The sequence below is a fragment of the Jongsikchunia kroppenstedtii DSM 45133 genome (assembly GCF_000380485.1).
Classification (GTDB): Bacteria; Actinomycetota; Actinomycetes; order Mycobacteriales; family Mycobacteriaceae; genus Jongsikchunia; species Jongsikchunia kroppenstedtii.
Map to the genome: position 1 here is coordinate 38559 of NZ_AQYG01000045.1, position 20329 is coordinate 58887.

Genomic DNA, 20329 nt, shown 5'->3' on the forward strand with positions numbered 1-20329 from the left:
CCTTTACGCGACCGGCTCGTAGGTCAGTTCCTGCGACCAGGTCGGCGTGCGATGCACCAGCCGGAACGGAATCACGCCGGTCACCTTCACCAGCGAGTCGGCCAGCAGGTGGTAGCTCGAGCTGCGGTCGATGACCTTCTTGCCCTGCCACGAGATGAACTGATACATCGGCACGCGGCGCACGAACTCGCTGCGCTCGCCGACGCTGCGGAATCGGCGCATCGCGCCGTAGAGCTTCTCCTCGTCGACACCCATCGCGACGATGTTGTCACGCATCTTGTTCAGCAACGGGATGTAGCTGAGGGTGCCGACGATCAGCGCGGGATTGGTCCAGCCGCCGACCGTCTCGATGACCAGCTTGCGCATGCTCGCATGCCCGAGAATGTCCATCACCTCGAAATCGACTGCGAGATGCCGGGACTCGTCGTTGTTGATGCGCTTGAACACCTCTTGCGCGATCGGGTCCTTCACCTCGTCGGTGATGAACTTGATCAGGGCGCCGTCCAGCGCGACCTCCAGCATCGGAATCACGGTGCCCAGGAACGACAGCGACATCTCATCCGAATGCTTGTCGAGCCAGTTGATGATCAGCTGCACATTCACGTTGGGCGCCGGGATCTCGTCGTCCTCGAGCATTCCCCAGCGGCGCATCAGCGCCAGTTCGGCGTTCGCGTGCTTCTGCTCCTCGGCGTGGAAGTGCTCGTAGATGCTCTTGAGCGTCGGCGTCGGCGCCTTCTTGGCCAGCGCCGCGAACCCGCGGGCACCGACGTTCTCGATCCACATCAGGTCCGTCATGAACGGCTTGAGCTTCGCCCACAGATCAGGCTCGATGAGCTCGGCCCCCGGGGCGTCCCACTCGATGTCGGCCAGCGCCCACTGCCGGTCCTTGATCATCTGCAGCATGTTGTCGAGATCCATCGCCATGACGAATTCCTTTCAGCAAGTTGTGAATTAGGTCTTGTGATCAGTCGAGATACAGTCCGTCAGCCGATCCGCACCAGGCTGGCCGCGCGCCGGTCGTCGGCGTAGGCGGTGGCGACGAAATCGGCCGCGCGACGCAGGGCGGCCGCGCTCTCCGGAGCCAGCCGCGGCAGCGCCTGGAAGACGTGCATCATTCCGGGCCACTCCTCGAGCGTGCAGCGCCCGCCCGCACGCCGGACCGCGGCGTCGAGATGACGGGCGTCGGCGCGCAGCATCTCGTACCCGCCGACCTGCACCAGCAGCGGCGGCAGGTCCGCCGCCCGGGTGAAGTCGAGCCGCAGTCGCGGGTGATTCGGATCCGTATCGCCGCAATACAATTCGACGAGCTTGCGGGCGGTCCCGGCCGACATCGCCGGCTCCCGCACCACCTGTTCGGCCAGGCGCAGGGTGAGATCGATCAGCGGCGAGAACAGCACCACGCCGGCCGGCTGGAAGCGCGGCTCGTCGATATGCGCCAGCAGCAGGTCGAGCGCGAGGTGGCCGCCCGCGGAGTCGCCGGCGATCACCAGGTCCGAGCCGGCGTAGCCCTGCCCCTGCAACCACCGGTAGCCGTTCTCGACATCGATTGCCGCCGTGGGAAATAGGTGTTCGGGCGCGAGCCGGTAGTCGATCGAGAAGATCGGCAATCCGGTCGCCTCGGACAGCCGTGCCACGAGTTTGCGGTGCGTGCGCGCCGAGCAGATCGCATACGCGCTGCCATGGATGTAGTACCCGGCCCGCTCGCCGAACTCGACCCCGGCCGCCAGCACCCACTCGCCGCGCAGTCCGTCTTCCCGGACCGGAATGACCCGGGTCCCGCCGGGCATCGACCCGAGCGCGGACATCACGGCCGCGACGATGCCGCGATCGACCATGACGGCCGGGCGCCCCTCGGGCATGAGGTCGGACAACAGGCCCACCGTCCAGCGCGTCAGCGCTGCAGCGGAGGCCGCTCGCAGGTTCGTCGACGCCGGGATATCCGGCACATCGGACGACTCGGTTTCACTCACATCAGGTACACCACCACCAAAGGTGCCATTTGTCAATGGCACGATTAGTGATGTAAAAGCTCCGGCGGCGCTCGCCGCGTAGAGCGCTTAGAGGAGGCCGGGCAGCGCGATCGCCGCCACGACCAGCACCAACACCACGCCGAACACCGCCGCGTCGCGCAGCCGCGGGCCGCGATCGGCCCGAGCCACCGCACCGACTCCGCCGCGCGCGTCGATGGCATCGGCGAACTCTCGGGCGTTGCTGCTGGCCAGCATGCAGGCGATCGGCAGGATCCCGGCCACCTCCCGGAACCGCTCCCGACCGGCCTGCGGCCGGTCCGGTCGCCGTTGCCGCACCGTCTGCAGCAGCGTTCGGCAGTCGTTGATGAAGAACGGGCACAGCCGCAGCGCGAGCGCGATCGAGGTGGCCAGCGGCCGCAGCGGGAGCCGCACCTTCTCGCCGATCCGCACGATGCGCTGCAGGAATGCCGGAATCTCGACCATCGGCGTGGTCCAGCACAGCAGCATCGACGCATACAGCGACAGCACCGTGATCGAGATCAGGATGCCCCAGGTGCTCGCGCCGCCCAGGCCGAACCGCACACCCCCGACGCTCACATACGGCGCGCCGCCGCCGAAGGCCGTGAGTGCTCCGCCGAAAAGCGTCGCGACGACGAGCCACCACGGCAGCCGCGGCAATGCGGTTCGCGGTATCCGGCCGAGCAGCGACCAGCCGATCACGATCACCAGCGCGGCACCGGCGCTGGCCCAGGTCGGGCTCAGCGCGAACATCAGGGCGATGACGATGAGCGTGCCCAGCTTGGTCCCCACCCACAGCCGGTGTGCCGGCGATTCGCCGGGCAGCATCCGGCCCATCACGGTCGCCAATGTGGCCCGCGATTTCGGCTGGGAGACGGTCGCTTCCGGGAGCGTCGCCGGCAGCTGCACCGGTTCCTGATCGACGATCCGGCCGTCGGCGAGGGTGATGCAGCGGTCGGCCAGGGATGCCAGCTCGTCGAGGTCGTGCGAGACGATCACCGTCGTCAGCCCCGATGCCTGCACCCGCCGCAGCGCCCGCATCATCGCGATCCGGGACGCGGCGTCCAGACCGGCGAGCGGTTCGTCGAGCACCAGCACCCGCGGCTTGCACGCAAGTAGTCCGGCGAGCATCACCCGGCGCTGCTGACCCACCGACAGCTCATCGATCCGCTTGTCGCCGAAGATATCCGGATCCAGCCCCAACTCCGCCAGCACCGCGTCGGCGCGCTGCGGCGGCACATCGGCAGCGTGCCGGATGTCGTCGCGCACCCGATGGCGCAGCAAACCGAGGCGCGCATGCTGCAGTCCGAACAACGCTGCGCGCCTGCCGTTCTCGGCCGGACGACCGTCGATCACCACCTGGCCGGACACCGGCTGGTCCAGGCCCGCGATCAGGCGCGCCAACGTCGACTTGCCGGCGCCGTTCTCGCCGGTGATCAGCACCATCTCGCCGGGGTCGATCGCCAGGCTGACGTCATGCAGTGCGTCGTGATGCCACGGCGTGCCGGCGTCGTGGGCGTATCGCACGCGGTCGACGATGACCGGCGCGCCGAGCACCCGCAGCGAACTCTCCAGCACGGCCGGCGAATTCGAGTACCCGCTGTCGGTCGCGCCGGCGACCGGGTGCAGATCGATGATCCGATCGGCGTCGGCGATCTCGGCCGGGTCATGCGTGATGTGGACGACTTCGGCCCCGGAGGTCACCGCGTCGCGATAGAGCGCGACGATATCCGCGCGACCGGCCCGGTCGATCATCGCCGTGCTCTCGTCGCTGATCAACAGCCGCGGGTCCCGTGCCAGCGCGGCGGCCACGGCGAGGCGCTGCAACTGTCCGCCGGAGAGCGAACCGGTCTCCGCGTGAGCCAGCCCCGCCAGGCCCACCCGCTGCAGCAGGGCGTCGATCTGGTCGTCGGTGAGATCGATTGCACCCCAGGAGAGGTCGTCGGCCACCCGCATGCCCAGCACCTGGGTCTCCGGGCGCTGCCCGATGACGGCGGTCCCCCCGACCTCACCGAGCCCGGGCGGACCCGGCCTGGTGACGACGCCGGCGGTCGGCTCCCGGCCGGCCAGGACGCGGGCCAACGTCGACTTGCCGGCACCGTTGGGCCCCACCACCGCCACCAGCTCGGCGCCGGTGAGGTCCAGATCGACGTCCGCGAGCGCCGGGTGCGCGGCCCCCGGGTGCACGACCTCGATACCGCGGGCGGACAGCGGGACCGGGCCGGGCGCGGCATCGCTGCGGGTGACCCGGTCCGTCGCGGGCGTTCCGAGCAGACTCACCAGGCGGGGCACGAATCGTCGATGCAATCGGAATATCAACCGGCACAACAGGACCACGCCGAGCAGCGAAGCGGCCGGCAGCGCGATCCACCACCACCGCAGGGTCCAGTCGAGGATGTCGTCGCCGACCTGCGCGACACCGTCCGCGTTCGCGTTGCGCAGCCCCCGCGCCACACCGCCCCAGCCGTTGCGCGCCTGGTCGAACATGAACTCGCGGTAGCTGCCGAAGATCGCCAGCACCGCGGTCGACACCGCCGCCGATCCGAGGCCGACCGTTCCGGCAGCGACGACCGTGAGGGTGCCCATCGACCACTGTCGACGCAGCGCGATACCGGACATGATGCCGACCATCGCGGCGCCCGCCACCATGTTCGCGGTGCCGTAGCCGCCGAACAGGAACGCCACCACGTAACCGGTCGCGGCGGCCATCAGGTCGACCCGGAGCCGCCGGCGCGCGGCGAGTACGGCGAACGGGATCGACGCGACCCCCATCGCGAAGCCGGCGATCGGCAGGAACCGGCTGAGCACGCAGATCGCCGCGGCGACGTCGGCGAACGCCGCCGCCTCGGCGAGTTCGATCACGCTCACGCGGCGCGACACCGACGGGTCCGGAACCGAATCCCGCCGCCGGGACGTCTGTAGAGGAAGCATCACATCAAGAGTGCCATCGAACGACCGCTGCATCGATCCGGTAACACCCTGATTCAATTCCGCAAATCACCCACAACGCCCCTGGGCCGGACCTAGCATCCGGAGGCATTCCGGCTGATCGAGCTGGCGGACTGATGGAGGCACAGATCGATGAACGTGAGCAGAAGGATCGCGGCGGGCGCATTCGCGCTCGCGCTGATGGCGTTCGGGGCGGCGTGCAGCAGCTCCGACAGCGACAGCACCCCGAGTTCGTCGAGCGCGACCAGCAGTTCCGCGGTCTCGTCCGCCGAGACCACCAGCACGACACAGAACGCGCCGACGACGCACAACAACCCGGCCCCGCACACGACCACCCAGCCGGCCAACAAGTTGGGACAGCCGTGCACCGACCAGAGCGGCGCGCCGGGGCACTACATCGCGGCGAGCGACGGACAACTGGTCTGCGAGATCACCGGCGACGCGCCGCAGGTCACCACGACCACGCCGGTCCGCGATGACGATCCCGGCGGCAAGCCCTGCACCGACCAGAGCGGGGCCCCGGGCCACTACATCTGGGCCGACGGTCAATGGATCTGCCAGATCACGGGCGACGCACCCCGCTGATAGCCGATCCATCGACACCGAAGACGATCCGTCATGATTTGTTCGTGACGGATCGTCTTCGTTTGTTCGTATCGGCGGTAGCCGCGACCGCGGCCATCGGCGCCGCGGTGACCGGCTGCAGCTCTCATTCCGACAATTCGCCGACCGCGCAGAGCAGCCGGCAACCTGGCGCGGCCACCAGCACGACCGCATCGCGGCCCGGCACCGCGGGCCGGACGAACACCGACGCCGGCACCTGTGCGCTGTCGAGCCTGCCCCCGCAGGCTGCCGACACCGTGCGGCTGATCCACTCCGGCGGCCCGTTCCCGCATCCCCGCAACGATGGCGTCGTCTTCCAGAATCGGGAACGCCGGCTGCCCAACCAGGCGCGCGGCTACTACCACGAGTACACCGTCGATACGCCGGGCGCGTCGACGCGCGGCACCCGTCGGGTCATCACCGGCGGCACGCCGCTCAAGTCCCCGCGGGTCTACTACTACACCGGCGATCACTACTCGACGTTCTGCACCATCACCGGCGCCGACTGAAATCGGCGGATCAGCTCGGCGCCGCGTCCAGCACGCTGATCAGCAACGGCGCGTACTCGTCGCCCGATACCTGACTCGTTGTGACCCAACGGATCTCGGCGATCTCGGCGGCCGCCGTCGGGTTCACCGGCGGTCCGACGTACTCGAAGACCGTGGATTCCAGATCGTGGTCGGGCTCGTTGGCGGCGGCCGTATGCCACACGCCGACCTCGCGAAGGTCATCGCGCGCGATGGTGATACCGAGCTCTTCGGCGCACTCGCGGATCGCGGTGTCGATCATCGCCTCGCCCGGTTCGGGCTTGCCGCCCGGATGCATGAACCTGGTGGTGCCCCGCTTACGAACGGTCAGCACGCGGCCGGCGTCATCCCGAATCGTCACGGCCGCAACGATGATCGTCGGCATCAACCGGCCTTCTTGGCGGGCGACTTCTTCGCCGCCGTCTTCTTGGCCGGCGTCTTCTTGGCCGGCGTCTTCTTGGCGGCGGCCTTCTTGGCGGGCGACTTCTTCGCCGCCGTCTTCTTCGCCGGCGCGGCCGGGGTGCTGCGGTCCTTCACCGAAGCACGCAGGGCCGCAAGCAGATCCGCGACCTCGTCGTCATCACCCTCATCAGTGGCCGCGGGGGTCGGCTCGAATGCCTGGGTGCCATCGGCCTTCGCCTCGATCAGCTTGGCCAGCTCCGTCTGATAGGTGTCCTCGTACTTGCTCGGATCGAAATCGTCGGCCATCGACTCGATCAGCGACGCCGCCATCTTCAACTCTTGCGGCTTGATCGGGGTATCGGTCTCGAGCGCGGGGAAATCGGCGGCACGCACCTCGTCCGGCCACAGCAGGGTCTGCAGCGTCATCACATTGCCGATCACCCGCAGCGCCGCCAGCCGGGTCTTGTTGCGCAGGGTGAACGTGGCGATGGCCAGCCGATCGGTCTCCTCGAGCGCCTGCCGCAGCAGCGCGTACGCCTTCGGCGACTTCGACGCCGGCTCCAGATAGTAGGGCTTGTCGAAGTAGATCGGGTCGACCTGATCGACCGGAACGAAGTCGGTGATCGCGATCTCCGGGCTGCGCTCAACCGGCAGCTCCGAGAGGTCGTCCTTGGTCAGAACGACGGTGTCGCCGCTCTCGGTCTCGTACGCATTCGCGATGTCCGAGAACTCGACCTCGGTGTCGGTGCCCTCCCGGACCCGGCGGTAGCGGATCCGGGTGCCGTCGGACTTGTCGACCTGGTGCGACTTGCGGTCGTGGCTCTCGGTGGCCGAGTACGCCTTGACCGGCACGTTGACCAGCCCGAAGCTCAGGTCGCCCTTCCAAATTGAGCGCATAGTTGACATTGTGCAGCAGAATCGGACTGCCGTGTAGATCTAACGGGCGGGAGAGATGAAGGCGGGTCGGAGGCGATGAGCGCAGGAGGCACGATCGACGTCAACGGTCACGAGATCTCCGTGACCCATCTCGACAAAGTCATCTACCCGCAGACCGGCACCCGCAAGGTCGAAATCATCGACTACTACAACCGGATCGCCGACGTGATGATCCCGCACATCACCCGCCGACCGGTGACACGTAAGCGCTGGCCGGACGGCGTCGACGCGACACCATTCTTCGAGAAGAACCTGCCCGATCACGCTCCGGCGTGGATCGAGCGCCAGTCCATCGAACACAGCGACCGCGACGTGAAGTATCCGATCATCGACACCCGCGCGGCGTTGGTGTGGTTCGGTCAGCAGTCGGCGCTGGAACTGCATGTGCCGCAATATCGATTCGACGACGCGCTCGGCGATGGGATCGCTCGCGAGGAACTGCGGGCCACCCGGAAGGCCGATCGCATCGTGTTCGACCTCGATCCGGGCCCGGGCATCGAGCTCGCGCGCTGCGCCGAGGTGGCACTGGCGATCCGCGAGATTCTGGCCGGCGTCGGGATGACGGCATATCCGGTCACCAGTGGCAGCAAGGGAATTCACGTGTACGCGCGGCTGCCCGCACCGGTATCGCCCGACGGCGCCCGCAAGGTCGCCAAGCAGATCGCGACCCAGCTGCAGCACGAGATGCCGGATCGGGTCACGGCGTCGATGGCCAAGTCGCAGCGTGTCGGGCGGGTGTTCATCGACTGGAGTCAGAACAGCGGCTCCAAGACCACCCTCGCGCCCTACTCCCTGCGCGGCACCCCGCAGCCCTGTGCCGCGGCGCCGCGGGAGTGGGATGAATTGACGGAGAAGGATATTCGCCAGCTTCTCTTCACCGAGGTGCTCGAGCGCGCCGAGGAGTACGGGGATCTCATCGCCGATCTCGACCCGCCGAGTGGACACTCAGGTTCGCCCACCGGACACTCACGTCCATCGAGTGGACGAACCGGTCCAGTCGATCAACATGACGGTCCACTCGGCGGGCATGAGCGTCCGGTCGGCGGGCATGAGCGTCCGGTCGGCGGGCATGAGCGTCCGGTCGGCGAACATGAGCGTCCGGTCGGCGGGGGGCCGGTCGTCGACCTGGGCGAGTATCGCCGCAAGCGCGACGAGACCAAGACCCCCGAGCCTTTCGGCGACGAACAGCACCAGAGTGAAATCCGTTCGAGTGAACCGATATTCGTCATCCAGGAGCATCACGCAACCCGGCTGCACTATGACTTCCGGCTCGAACGCGACGGCGTCCTGGTGTCGTGGGCCGTGCCGAAGAATCTGCCGGTCGACAGCGACCAGAATCGGCTCGCGATCCAGACCGAAGACCACCCGATGGACTATGCGACCTTCGAGGGGAAGATCCCAAAGGGCGAGTACGGCGGCGGCACCGTGTCGATCTGGGATCACGGGACTTACGAAACCGAGAAATGGCGCGACAAGGAGATCATCGTCCGGCTGCACGGCGAGCGCATCCAGGGCCGCTACGTGCTGATCAAGACCGGCGACAAGAACTGGTTGGCGCACTTGATGTCCGACGTCCCGCGGCCGATCCTGCCGGACAGTCTCCGCGATCCGCGGCCGATGCTGGCATCGGACGAGTCGATCGAGAACCTCACCGACGATCGCTGGGCCTTCGAAGGGAAGTGGGACGGGTACCGAGTCCTGGTGCGATATCAGGGCGGAAAGCTGCGGTTGACCAGCCGCAGCGGCCAGGACCTGACTGCCGACTTCCCCGAATTGCACGAGGTGGCAGATGATCTCGGGCTGATCGACGTGATCCTCGACGGCGAGATCGTCGCGGTCGACCGCCACGGCCGCACCAACTTCACCCTGCTCGCCAGCCGCAGTAAACGCTCGAACGCCGAATCAGAGGACGACGTCACCATCAAGCTGATGCTGTTCGACGCGCTGTACCTCAACGGGACATCGTTGCTGCGCCGCCCCTGGTCCGACCGCCGAGCGCTGCTCGATGAGCTGGCACCGGTCTTCGCGAGGTCGAGCGTCGTCGAGATCCCACCGCTGCTCGACGGTCCGGGGTCCGCCGCGATGGCGCACAGCCGGGAGAAGGGCTGGGAGGGCGTCGTCGCCAAACGCCGCGACTCCACCTACCAGCAGGGTCGCCGCACGACCACCTGGCTGAAGCAGAAGAACTGGCGCGACATCGAGGTGGTCATCGGCGGCTGGCGGCCCGGCAAGGGCAATCGCGACCGCCGCATCGGGTCGCTGCTGGTGGGGCTGCCCGAGGAGACCGGTCTGCGCTATGTCGGCCGCGTGGGGTCCGGCCTCTCGGACCGGGAGCTCGACGATCTGCGCGCCGAGCTGGAACCACTGCAGATCAAGCGGTCGCCGTTCATCGAGAAGCTCGACCGGCCGGTGCAGTTCGACGCGGTCTGGGTACTGCCGAAGCTCGTGGTCGAGGTGCGGTTCATGGACTGGACCAGCACGGGTCACCTGCGTCACCCGACCTGGCGCGGTATCCGGCGCGACAAGCTGCCCGGCGACCTGTAGCCCCGGCCACGGTGGCGGCGAACAGCGGAAACACCGACTACGGTGTGGGTGTGCAAACGGATATCGACCCCGGGTCGCAGGCGGACACCGCGGTCCTGACGATTGCACACATCAGCGATCTGCACTTCAACGGCACCGAGCACAACAACCGGCGCGTCCGCGCGGTCCTCGACTACATCAACGAGCGCAGCAGCGGGATCGACGTGCTGCTGGTGACCGGCGACATCGCCGACAGCGGACATCCGTCGCAGTACGAGGAAGCGACCAAGACGCTGTGGTCGCCGCTGCCGATGCTCATCTGCCCCGGCAACCACGACGCCCGCGACGAATTCGGGTTCGGTCTGCTCGGCAAGCACAGCCATGACGATCCACTCAACCGGGCGCAGTTGATCGCGGGCGCACTGTTCATTTCGGTCGACAGTTCGGTGCGCGGCCAGCCGTACGGTCACCTGAGCGATCACACGCTGGCGTGGATGGAGGCGCAGATCGACGCGCAGCCGACGACGACGCCGGTCTTCCTGTCGTTCCATCACCCGCCGGTGCGGCTGCGGATGCCGTTCATGGACCACATCCGCATGGCCGACAACGAAGGCCTCGAGCAGCTGGTCGCGAACCATCCCAATATCGCGGCGATGTTCTGCGGGCATGCGCACACCGGCGCCGTGACGACCTTCGCCGGTCGGCCGCTATGCCTCGCGCCCGGCGTGGCGTCGACGCTGAACCTGCCCTTCGAGGGCACGGAGGTCATCAACCCCACGCAGCCGCCGGGTCTGGCCTTCCACACCTACGCCGATGGCCGGCTGATCAGCCACTTCCGTTCGGTCGTCGTACCGCAGAGCTAGGCCTACGCCGCCGACAACTGTTGCTCTCACGCGCGCACCGACAATTATTGTCGCGAGCCGCCGGATCTCTGACAGTTATCCGCAGGAGCTACAGCGCCTTCAAAATGTCTTCCACGCGCTCCTTGGCGTCGCCGAAGAGCATCTGCGCGTTGTCCCGGAAGAACAGCGGGTTCTGCACGCCCGCATAGCCGGACGCCATCGACCGCTTGAAGACGATCACTTCGTCGGCTTCCCAGACCTTGAGGACGGGCATGCCGGCGATCGGCGAGCCCGGGTCTTCGGCGGCGGCCGGGTTGACGGTGTCGTTGGCGCCGATCACCAGCACCACCGAGGTGCCCTCGAAGTCGTCGTTGATCTCGTCCATCTCCAGGACGATGTCGTACGGGACTTTCGCCTCGGCGAGAAGCACATTCATGTGGCCCGGCAGCCGACCCGCGACCGGGTGGATGCCGAAGCGCACGTCGACCCCGCGCTGGCGCAGCTTGCTGGTCAGCTCGGCGACTGGATACTGCGCCTGCGCGACGGCCATGCCGTAGCCGGGGGTGATGATCACGGTCGAGGCCTCGGCCAGGATGTCCGCGGCGTCGGCGGCGCTGACCTCGCGGTGGTCGCCGTATTCGGTCTCCGACGAGCTCGGTGCCTCGACGCCGAAGCCGCCGGCGATGACCGACACGAAGGAGCGGTTCATGCCCTGGCACATGATGTAGGACAGGTACGCACCGGAGGATCCGACGAGCGCGCCGGTGATGATCAGCAGGTTGTTGTTCAGCAGGAAGCCCGAAGCCGCTGCGGCCCAACCGGAGTAGCTGTTGAGCATCGACACGACGACCGGCATGTCGCCGCCGCCGATGGAGGCGACCAGATGCCAGCCCAAAGCCAGCGCGACCACGGTCACCGCGATCAGCAGGCCCAGGTTCGGCGACACGGTGAACGCGATCGTCAGCGCGATGAAGGCGGCCAGCGCACCGAGGTTGATGAAGTTCTTGCCCGGCAACATCATCGGCTTGGAATTCATCCGCGCCGACAGCTTCAGGAACGCCACGATCGAGCCGGTGAAGGTGACCGCACCGATGAAGATGCCGATGAACACTTCGGCGTGGTGGATCTTCAGCAGCGAACCGGCGAACTCGGTCTGCCCGCTGTGATGCTCCACGGCGAAGTAGCTGGACCAGCCGACGAGGACGGCGGCCAGACCGACGAAGCTGTGCAGCAACGCGATCAGCTCCGGCATGCCGGTCATCTCGACGATCCTGGCGCGCCACAGGCCGATCGCGGCGCCGATGGCGATAGCGACCAGCAGCAGCGCGATCGAGATTCCGGCGGCGTGGTTTGCGACCTGGCCGATGGTGGCGACCAGGGCGATCGTCATACCGGCGATGCCGTAGACGATGCCCTGCTTGGAGGTCTCATGTTTGGACAGTCCTGCCAACGACAGGATGAACAACAGGGCCGCGACGATATAGGCGGCGAAGGCAATGCTCTGTGCGGTCATTCGTGATCAGCCTTTGGAGAACATGGCGAGCATGCGCCGGGTCACGGCGAAACCGCCGAAGATGTTGATGGAAGCCAGCAGGATCGCGACGAACGACAGCGCCCGGATGACGTTGTTGTCGTCGGCGATCTGCACCAGCGCGCCGACCACGATGATTCCGGAGATCGCGTTGGTCACCGACATCAGCGGCGTGTGCAGCGCGTGGTGCACCTTGCCGATCACGTAGTAGCCGATGACGATCGCCAGCATCAGGACCGTGAAGTGCTGCGGGATCGGGTCCGGCGCATAGGCGGTCACCAGCCACAGCAGCACCGCACCCAGGCCGACCAGTCCCAGCTTCGTGCGCGCCGACATCGGCGTCTTCTCGGGCTTGACCGGGGCCGGCTCCGCTGCGGCGGCAGCCGGCGCCGGAGCCGCCGAGACCGAGACTGCCGGTGGCGGCCACAGCTTTTCGCCGCCCTTGGACACGACGATGCCGCGCTGCACGACATCGTCCAGGTCGAGGGTGAGCTCGCCGTCCTTGTTCGGGGTCAACAGCTTCATCAGGTTCACCAGGTTGGTGCCGTACAACTGCGAGGCCTGCGCGGGCAGTCGGCCGGCCAGGTCGGTGTAGCCGATGATGGTCACACCGCCCTCGGTCGTGATCACCTCGCCCGCAACGGTTCCCGCGACATTTCCGCCCTGTGCGGCGGCCATGTCGACGATCACCGAACCCGACTTCATCGACGCCACCATCTCCTCGGTGATCAGCCGCGGCGCCGGGCGGCCGGGGATCAGCGCGGTGGTGATGATGATGTCGACATCCGGCGCCTGCTCGCTGTAGAGCTGGGCGGCCAGATCGTTGTAGTTGGTCGACATCTCCTTGGCGTAGCCGGTCGAGGACACCTCGGACTCGCCACTGTCGACCGAGAGGTACTCGCCACCAAGTGATTTCACCTGATCGGCGACCTCGGGCCGGGGATCGGTGGCCCGCACGATCGCGCCCAGGCTGCCGGCCGCACCGATGGCTGCGAGACCGGCGACGCCCGCGCCGCAGACAAGCACCTTGGCCGGCGGCACCTTGCCGGCCGCGGTGACCTGACCGGTGAAGAAACGGCCGAACTCATGCGCGGCCTCGACGACGGCGCGGTAGCCGGCGATATTGGCCATCGACGACAGCACGTCCATCGACTGCGCCCGCGAGATCCGCGGCACCGCATCCATCGCCATACCGGTGACGCCGCGCGCGGTAAGTGCGTCCACGAGTTCGGGATTGAGGGCAGGCGCCATCAACGACACGATCGTGGCGCCGGAGCTGAGCTCGGCGATCTCCGCGTCACTCGGCGCATTGACCTTCAGGACGACGTCGGCGCCGAGCGCCTCGGACGTCGAACCGATACGCGCACCGGCATCTTCGTACGCCGAGTCGGCGAAGCTGGACGCAACGCCCGCACCGGTTTCCAGGACGACCTCATAGCCGAGGGCGCGTAACTGCTCCACCGTCTTCGGCGTCGCAGCGACCCGGGTCTCACCGGGCGCGCTCTCGCGAGGGACTCCGACAATCATGCGTAGCTCCATATCAGCAAGAAACCGGGCATAACGGACTGCCCGGCCTTCGCAGCGTAATCAAGCCTGATCAGCACGAATCAATCAAGACCCGCGCATTTTCGCCCGTGACCTGCTAGTTTCAGCAGTGCGGAACGAATTTGTAAAGACACTAGGCGAGTGTCCACCTTACTGACAAGTAAGATACGTCACGTTCCCACTGACTCGGACAGTTGGTTGGCTGCGGCCACGATCGCGCCGACTACCCCGGGCAGGTCGCGCTCCAATTCCGTCTCGAGCAATCGCTGATGAACGGACCCGTCCACCGTCACCGACTCGGTCACCCCCGCCTCGCGCAGCACCGCGAAATGATGCGACGCCGTCGACTTGCTGATGCCGTCGTAGAGGAATTTGCACTGCACCGGTTCGCCGGCATTCGCCAGGCGACGGACCATCTCCAGGCGCACCGGATCGTCGAGCGCGGCCAGCACCTCGCCGATCGCCGGAATAGCGGGCATGTGTCCTCCGTTACAAAGTTTGATCGCCGTCGAACCGCAGAGATAGCCTGAGCATCGGGTTCGATACACATCAAACTACGCCACACTGGGCGTCTCGGGTTCGCAGGAGGACTTCATGACGGTGACCGCGTCCGCACCCGGAACGACCACCGCCGTCGAACCGGCACCGCCCACCGCGCGCCGGGTGGCCTACGGACTCATCCTCACGCTCGCGGCCATCGGGCTCGGCGTCTCCGGACTGCCGGCGCCGCTGTACGGGCTGTACGAAACGAAGTGGGATCTGTCGCCGCTCACCACCACGATCGTGTTCGCCGTCTACGCGGTCGCCGCGCTGGCCGCGATCCTGATCGCCGGCAAGGTGTCCGACGTGGTCGGCCGCAAGCCCGTGCTGCTGGTCGCCGGAGCCGGATTGATCGTCGGGCTGATCGTCTTCATGACCGCGCAGGACGTGGCGATGCTGCTGATCGCCCGCGCCATCCACGGGCTGTCGGTCGGCTCGATCGTCGTGGCGTCGGCGGCCGCACTGCTGGATCTGCGCCCGAACCACGGCGCGCGCTCCGGACAGCTCACCGGTGTGGTGTTCAACGTCGGCATGGCGATCGCGATCTCGGGATCGGCGCTGCTGGCGCAATACGTCTCCGAGCCGCTGCTCACGCCGTATGCGGTGGTCAGCGTCATCTGCCTGCTCGCGCTCATCGGCATAGCGCTGCTCGACGAGACCCATCTCGAGCGGCAGCCGACCAAGATCCGGATCGCCAAACCGGCGGTACCGCCGGCGATCCGCGGCGACTTCTGGTTCGCGGCCCTGGGCGTGATGGCGTCGTGGTCGGTGCTGGGGGTGCTGCTGTCGCTGTATCCGACGCTGGCGAGCACGTCGACGCATATCCACAACCTGGCGTTCGGCGGGGCCGTGGTCGCGACGACCGCCGCCACCGCCGCGGTGGCACAGTTCTTCGGCAGCGCCTTCACCCCGCGGACGTCGGCGATCATCGGCGACGTCGGCATGGCCGTTGCGCTCGGGCTGTCGATCCCGGCGATCAACAGCCATCAGTGGGGCTGGATCGTCGCGGCCGCGGTCCTGCTCGGCGGCACCTTCGGGCTCGGGTTCGGCGGATCGATCCGGCACTTGTCCCATGTGGTTCCGGAATCGGCACGCGGCGAGACGATGTCGGCGTATTACCTGCTCGCCTACACGTCGATGGCGGTGCCGACGATCCTCGCCGGCTGGGCCGCGACCGAGTGGGGCCTGGAGCGGATCTTCCCGTGGTTCGCGGCGGCGACGGCGGTCGCCTGCGTCATCGCAGCAGTCCTCGGCATGCGGCGGCGCTAGCCGCACCCGCTAGTCGAACCGGTCGTCCTCGGCCGCGGACGCATCGAGCCTCCGCTGCTCGCTGCGCCTCATCCACACGCCGACACCGACGGCGAACAGACCGCCCACGATCCCGCCGACCACGGCGCCGGCGACCGTTCCCCCGTCCAATGATCCGCGCGCCCGGAGCGTGAACGCGAGCCACAGCACGATGAAGGGCATCGTGGTGCCGAATCCGATCCACCGACGCCCACCTTTGTTGAAGTCACGGGTCACCGCGGCGATCGGGATGCCGCGGCGTCGGCAGTAGCTCCAGGAGACCAGCTGGGCAAAGCACAACCCGACCAGGGCGATCACCGACGCCCCTACGGCACCCTGCGCGGCCGCAACGACCATCACGAGCAGCACGACATATTGCATCCACCAGAAGCCCAACGCGGCTCCGCGGTAGTACTCGTCGCGGGCTCGTTCGTCGCCCCATCGCGGGTCATTCGGCGCGAGCGCGAATTCCTCGATTCGGTTCTGCACAGACATCTCGCTCCTCATTCGTTCGTCGGCACCGGGAAAAGGCACTCGACAGTGGAGTCGAGGGCCCCGGCGATGCGAATGGCGACATAGACGCTCGGCGCGTAGTCGCCCTTCTCGATGGCGACCACCGTCTGCCGGCTCACGCCGACCGCGGCCGCCAATTCGGCCTGCGTCACCCGTCGCTCGCGGCGCCGGACGCGTACCGGATTCACATCGTCAACCACGAGCAGAAGTCAAACATGCTTGACATTTGAACGTCAAGCATGTTTGACATTTCTGTCGCCGAAACGGCTTCCCATCAGCACGGTTTTGGCGAAGCTATACAGTGACCCGGTGAGCATCGGCCGAGTACCCGGCGAGGAGCTCGACGACACCCGCGTCAAGATCACGCAGCCGAAGCGGCCCATCGTCGGGCAACTCGCGCGCTTCACGGTGGTCGGGTTGAGCTGCACCACCGCCTACGCGCTGATGTACATCGCGCTGCATCCGATGTTCGGCGCTCAGGCCGCGAACTTCGTCGCGATGCTCGCCGCCGCGGTGCTCAACACCGCCGGCAACCGCGCATTCACCTTCGGCCTCCGCGGGCCCGAGGGCCTCACCGCCCACCACATCCAGGGTGTGCTGATCTTCGGTTTCGGTTGGGGCATCACGGCATTCGGCTTGTTCGCCCTGCATCAGATCCACCGGTCGCCGTCCCGGACCACCGAGCTGGTCGTGCTGATGGCGGTCAATCTGGTCGCCACCGCGATCCGGTTCATCCTGTTCCGACAGATCTTCCGATCGCGCGCCCCCGCGCCGCGCGGATAACCGTTGCCCTGGAGCGCGCATAGACAATAATGTCGGCTGAACGCTCCACAGCCACAGATAATTCGGCTACCCGGCGAGCCGTTCCAGGCGGCTGGCGACGAACTCCACCCATTCGGCGACGATCTCGTCATCGCCCGGTGATGCCGACTCCCCCAGGACATCCCGAGTCGCGCGATAGCCGAACAGCGCGTTGAGGGCGACCGTCGCGGTCGTCTCCGCCTGCGCCCGTTCGATGTCCGGCACCTGTCGCTCGATCCAGTTCGCCAGCTGGCGATACGAGTCGGCCAGCATCTGCTCGACCGCGTCGGTCAGCTTCTGCGGCCGATCGCGCAGCTCCGACGACACGATGCGCAGCAGCTGCGACTCCTCGTCCAGCACCTCCAGGGTGAAGCGCCCGAGCACCGTCAACTCCGACCGCATATCGGCCAGTCCCTCGAAGATCTGGCTGATATCGCGCAGGGCGCGGACCCGGTCGAGGTGCCGGTCGATCCCGGCCTCGAGCAGCAATTCCTTCGATCGGAAGTGGTGATACAGACCGCCCGATCCCGGTGCGAGCCCGGCGGCCGCCTCGATCTGCGCCACGCTGGTCGCGCGGTAGCCCTGCTCACCGAAGAGCCGCATCGCCTCGTCGACCAGGCGATCGCGGGTGGGAGCGGTCATCTGGGTGCCTCCTCGACTGATCGGCGAACTCATTGACAGGCCCTAAGTGCTCACTTAGTGTAGCCAAGTGAAGCGGCTAAGTGATCACTTGGGAGGATTCCGATGAGCGTCGACACCCTCGCCGGTCATGAAACCCGGCCGGTCTACTTCGATCCGGACCTGCGCTCGTGGGTGGTCAGCGATTACCAATCCGCACGCGAAGTCCTGATCGGCGCCGGGTGGAGCAGCGATCCGATGTCCAGCGCCGCCGCGCGCGAGGCGCTGGCGCATATCGGCATCGACGACTCTCCGTTCGGCCGGTCGATGCTGATGATCGACCCGCCGGACCACACCCGGCTCCGCGATTCGGTGCGCGACGTCTTCACGCCGGGCTACATCGAGCAGCTCCACGATGGTGTCGATGCGATCGCCGCCGACACCATCGATCCGATTCCGGCCGACGTCGAATTCGATCTGATGGCCGAGATCGCGCTGCCGCTGCCGGTCGCGGTCATCAGCGAATGGCTGGCCATCGATGTGCGGGTCGCGCAGATCCTGATGAACGAGGCCGGCGAACTGGTACGGGTGCTCGACGGCGTCGTCGCTCCGGACGCCGCGCTGCCGGCCACCGCGCCATTCGCCGCGCTGCTGTCGGAATTCCTGCCGCTCGCCTCCGAGCGCCGGAACGAACCGGGCGACGATCTGCTCAGCCTCATCGCGAGCGACCCGGCGCTGAGCCTGGACGAAGCCGTGGTGAACGCGATCCTGCTGGCGATCGCCGGGCACGAGACGACCGCAAGTCTGTTGGGTGCGTCCATGATTCGGCTTCTCCACGAATCGGCCGGCCACCGGCTGATCGATCGGATCGACATCACGGACCCGGCCGTCATCGACGAACTGCTGCGGCTCGACGGACCCGCGCAGGCGGTCGGGCGGGCTGCGCTGGAGCCGACCGAGTTGCAGGGCAACCGCATCGAGGCCGGCGATCGGCTGTTGGTGATGCTGGCCGCCGCCAATCGCGACCCCGACGCGTTCGACGATCCCGACGAGTTCCGGCTCGACCGGATCGGCGCACCACCGCACCTGGCCCTCGGTTACGGCCGCCATCGCTGCCTCGGCGCGGCGTTGGCGCGGCTGGAGACCGCTATCGCGCTGCGCCGCATCGCATTCCGGAAGCCGCGGCTGGTCGGCACGCCCGGCTGGCGGGACACCGCGATCCTGCGCGCGCCCACGCACGTCCCCGTCGTCTTCACCGAAGGAGCCCGGCCGTGAACAGCGAAAGACTTGGGAGCAACGAGCAGCCCAGCGTGCCCACCGCACAGACGGTTCGCTCCGGCCGCATCCGCCGCACGGTTCCCATCGCCGGATTCGCGGCCCGATCGGCCGGTGGGCGCATGGTCGCCGGCCTGCGGGCCCGGACCGGCGACCCGGACGCCGTCGACAAGTTTCATCAGCGCACCGCCGAGCGGTATGCCGAGATGCTCGGACACTCCAAGGGCGTGCTGATGAAGGCCGGCCAGCTGCTGTCCACCTATGACATCGATCCCGACAGCGGCGCCGTCTTCTCGACGTATCAGAAAGCGCTGCAACGCCTGCAGTCGGAAGCGCCACCGATGGAGTTCGAGACCGCGCAGGCCGCCATCGAGCAAGATCTCGGCCGACCGATCACGGAACTCTTCGAGAAGATCGAAGAGACGCCGCTGGCGGCCGCGTCGATCGGGCAGGTGCACGAGGCCTGGCTGCCGGACGGCACCCACGTGGCGGTGAAGGTCCAGTATCCCGGCGTCGCCCGCGCCATCCATGACGACCTCGCGAATACCGAACTCCTGGCGACCTTCGTGAAACTCGGAATGTCCATGACTCCCAAGTCGATGCGTACCGATCAACGGGCCGCGGCCGCAGAGATATCCGAGCGCATCGTCGAGGAGATCGACTATCGCCACGAAGCGCGAAGCATCAGGCGATTCGCCGACCTGTACCGCGGCCACCCGTTTATCCGGGTCCCGGAACTCATCGAAAGTCACTGCGGTGAACAGGTTTTGACGATGAGCTACGTCGAAGGCGTCAGTTGGTCGGAGGCGCGGAACGCCGACCAGGACCTGCGCAATCAGTGGGCGGAAGCGATCTCCTACTTCGCTTTCGGCGCTTACCGGCACAGCAACCTCTTCAATGCCGACCCGCATCCCGGCAACTACCGATTCGGCCTGGACGGGACCGTCGGCTTCGTCGATTTCGGCTGCGTCAAGCAGTTTCCGGAGCGGGTCCGCATCGGCATCGTGCGGATGCTTCGCGCGGCCGTCAACGGTGATCGCGACGAGCTCTATCGCGTGATGCGGTCGAGCGGCTGGGTATCTGAGGACTCCGACCTGACACCGGACGATGTGATGGCATGGTGGCGGACCATGGCCGGGCCGGTCTTGGGGTCGCAGCCGCATCGCTACACCGCCGATGACGCCACCGCACTGCTGCAATCGCTGTTCGGAGACAATTCGGCGAGCGCGGCGATCCGCAAGATGGACGTTCCTCCCGACTACGTCATGCTTTCCCGTATCAATCTGGGAATCAACGCGATCCTGGCCGAGCTCGGCGCCGAGCTCAATGTGAAGGCGCAGTCGGACGACATCGACGGCATCGGCGAGCCGCTCACCCACCACGGCAAGCTGCATGTCGCCTGGGCCCGCGAACGCGGACTGCCATTCGGGCTCGATCCGCGGTAGAGCC

General features: G+C 67.1%; 19 protein-coding genes. 8 read left to right on the top strand and 11 right to left on the bottom strand.

Translation table 11 applies throughout. The annotated features are described in order from the left end of the window. Positions 1–3: 3 nt before the first annotated feature. The 3 genes from G341_RS0108885 to G341_RS0108895 all read right to left on the bottom strand — a co-directional run bounded on the left by G341_RS0108885 (position 4) and on the right by G341_RS0108895 (position 4919). Positions 4–924 (bottom strand): ferritin family protein, encoded by a 921-nt coding sequence (locus tag G341_RS0108885; protein ID WP_018178773.1) that lies wholly within the window; start codon positions 922–924, stop codon positions 4–6. 59 nt (positions 925–983) lie between these two features. Beyond that, positions 984–1970: an alpha/beta hydrolase fold domain-containing protein gene (locus G341_RS0108890; protein ID WP_018178774.1), complete on the bottom strand. Its 987-nt coding sequence runs from the start codon at positions 1968–1970 to the stop codon at positions 984–986. An 87-nt stretch (positions 1971–2057) separates the two neighbouring features. After that, on the bottom strand, positions 2058–4919 hold the full coding sequence (locus G341_RS0108895; RefSeq protein WP_155826874.1) for a DUF2232 domain-containing protein: 2862 nt from the start codon (positions 4917–4919) through the stop codon (positions 2058–2060). A 150-nt stretch (positions 4920–5069) separates the two neighbouring features. Between G341_RS0108895 and G341_RS23765 the strand changes: the two genes are divergently transcribed. Continuing rightward, positions 5070–5522 (top strand): hypothetical protein, encoded by a 453-nt coding sequence (locus tag G341_RS23765; RefSeq protein ID WP_155826876.1) that lies wholly within the window; start codon positions 5070–5072, stop codon positions 5520–5522. Positions 5523–5584: 62 nt separating this feature from the next. Beyond that, positions 5585–6049 (top strand): guanyl-specific ribonuclease, encoded by a 465-nt coding sequence (locus G341_RS0108910; RefSeq protein WP_425402069.1) that lies wholly within the window; start codon positions 5585–5587, stop codon positions 6047–6049. A gap of 10 nt (positions 6050–6059) precedes the next feature. Here G341_RS0108910 and G341_RS0108915 read toward each other — a convergent pair whose 3' ends face one another. Both G341_RS0108915 and ku read right to left on the bottom strand, forming a co-directional pair. Further along, a complete protein-coding gene (locus tag G341_RS0108915) occupies positions 6060–6452 on the bottom strand; it encodes an NUDIX hydrolase (RefSeq protein WP_018178779.1) in 393 nt (130 codons plus the stop codon). Next, positions 6452–7366, bottom strand: coding sequence for a non-homologous end joining protein Ku (ku, locus tag G341_RS0108920; RefSeq protein ID WP_018178780.1), 915 nt, complete (start codon positions 7364–7366; stop codon positions 6452–6454). Before ku ends, G341_RS0108915 begins: the two co-directional genes overlap by 1 nt. A gap of 75 nt (positions 7367–7441) precedes the next feature. On the opposite strand from ku, the gene G341_RS0108925 reads away from it, so the two are divergent. Further along, positions 7442–9949, top strand: coding sequence for an ATP-dependent DNA ligase (locus G341_RS0108925; RefSeq protein WP_018178781.1), 2508 nt, complete (start codon positions 7442–7444; stop codon positions 9947–9949). A gap of 50 nt (positions 9950–9999) precedes the next feature. Further along, the gene (locus G341_RS0108930; RefSeq protein ID WP_245556946.1) at positions 10000–10791 is read left to right on the top strand and encodes a metallophosphoesterase; all 792 of its coding nucleotides are present in this window, start codon (positions 10000–10002) and stop codon (positions 10789–10791) included. A gap of 88 nt (positions 10792–10879) precedes the next feature. On the opposite strand, the gene pntB is transcribed toward G341_RS0108930, so the two are convergent. From pntB to G341_RS0108950, 3 genes are all read right to left on the bottom strand, one after another. Continuing rightward, positions 10880–12283, bottom strand: a complete 1404-nt coding sequence (gene pntB / locus G341_RS0108935; RefSeq protein ID WP_018178783.1) for a Re/Si-specific NAD(P)(+) transhydrogenase subunit beta — start codon at positions 12281–12283, stop codon at positions 10880–10882. 6 nt (positions 12284–12289) lie between these two features. Next, positions 12290–13828 carry a Re/Si-specific NAD(P)(+) transhydrogenase subunit alpha gene (locus G341_RS0108940; RefSeq protein ID WP_018178784.1) on the bottom strand — a complete coding sequence of 513 codons (1539 nt, stop codon included), beginning with the start codon at positions 13826–13828 and terminating at the stop codon, positions 12290–12292. A 188-nt stretch (positions 13829–14016) separates the two neighbouring features. After that, positions 14017–14325, bottom strand: coding sequence for an ArsR/SmtB family transcription factor (locus G341_RS0108950; RefSeq protein WP_018178785.1), 309 nt, complete (start codon positions 14323–14325; stop codon positions 14017–14019). A gap of 115 nt (positions 14326–14440) precedes the next feature. On the opposite strand from G341_RS0108950, the gene G341_RS0108955 reads away from it, so the two are divergent. After that, the gene (locus tag G341_RS0108955; protein WP_018178786.1) at positions 14441–15655 is read left to right on the top strand and encodes an MFS transporter; all 1215 of its coding nucleotides are present in this window, start codon (positions 14441–14443) and stop codon (positions 15653–15655) included. 9 nt (positions 15656–15664) lie between these two features. Here G341_RS0108955 and G341_RS0108960 read toward each other — a convergent pair whose 3' ends face one another. Further along, positions 15665–16168, bottom strand: a complete 504-nt coding sequence (locus G341_RS0108960) for a hypothetical protein (RefSeq protein ID WP_018178787.1) — start codon at positions 16166–16168, stop codon at positions 15665–15667. A gap of 8 nt (positions 16169–16176) precedes the next feature. Then, a complete protein-coding gene (locus G341_RS0108965; protein WP_018178788.1) occupies positions 16177–16386 on the bottom strand; it encodes a helix-turn-helix transcriptional regulator in 210 nt (69 codons plus the stop codon). A 109-nt stretch (positions 16387–16495) separates the two neighbouring features. On the opposite strand from G341_RS0108965, the gene G341_RS0108970 reads away from it, so the two are divergent. Then, entirely contained in the window at positions 16496–16969 is a 474-nt protein-coding gene (locus tag G341_RS0108970; RefSeq protein ID WP_162140708.1) for a GtrA family protein, read from the top strand. 66 nt (positions 16970–17035) lie between these two features. On the opposite strand, the gene G341_RS0108975 is transcribed toward G341_RS0108970, so the two are convergent. Next, complete coding sequence (locus tag G341_RS0108975; protein ID WP_018178790.1) at positions 17036–17629, bottom strand: TetR/AcrR family transcriptional regulator; 594 nt, start codon at positions 17627–17629, stop codon at positions 17036–17038. A gap of 102 nt (positions 17630–17731) precedes the next feature. Between G341_RS0108975 and G341_RS0108980 the strand changes: the two genes are divergently transcribed. Both G341_RS0108980 and G341_RS0108985 read left to right on the top strand, forming a co-directional pair. Continuing rightward, positions 17732–18880 (top strand): cytochrome P450, encoded by a 1149-nt coding sequence (locus G341_RS0108980; protein WP_018178791.1) that lies wholly within the window; start codon positions 17732–17734, stop codon positions 18878–18880. Between the two features lie 35 nt (positions 18881–18915). After that, positions 18916–20325, top strand: a complete 1410-nt coding sequence (locus tag G341_RS0108985) for an ABC1 kinase family protein (RefSeq protein ID WP_018178792.1) — start codon at positions 18916–18918, stop codon at positions 20323–20325. Positions 20326–20329: the final 4 nt, after the last annotated feature.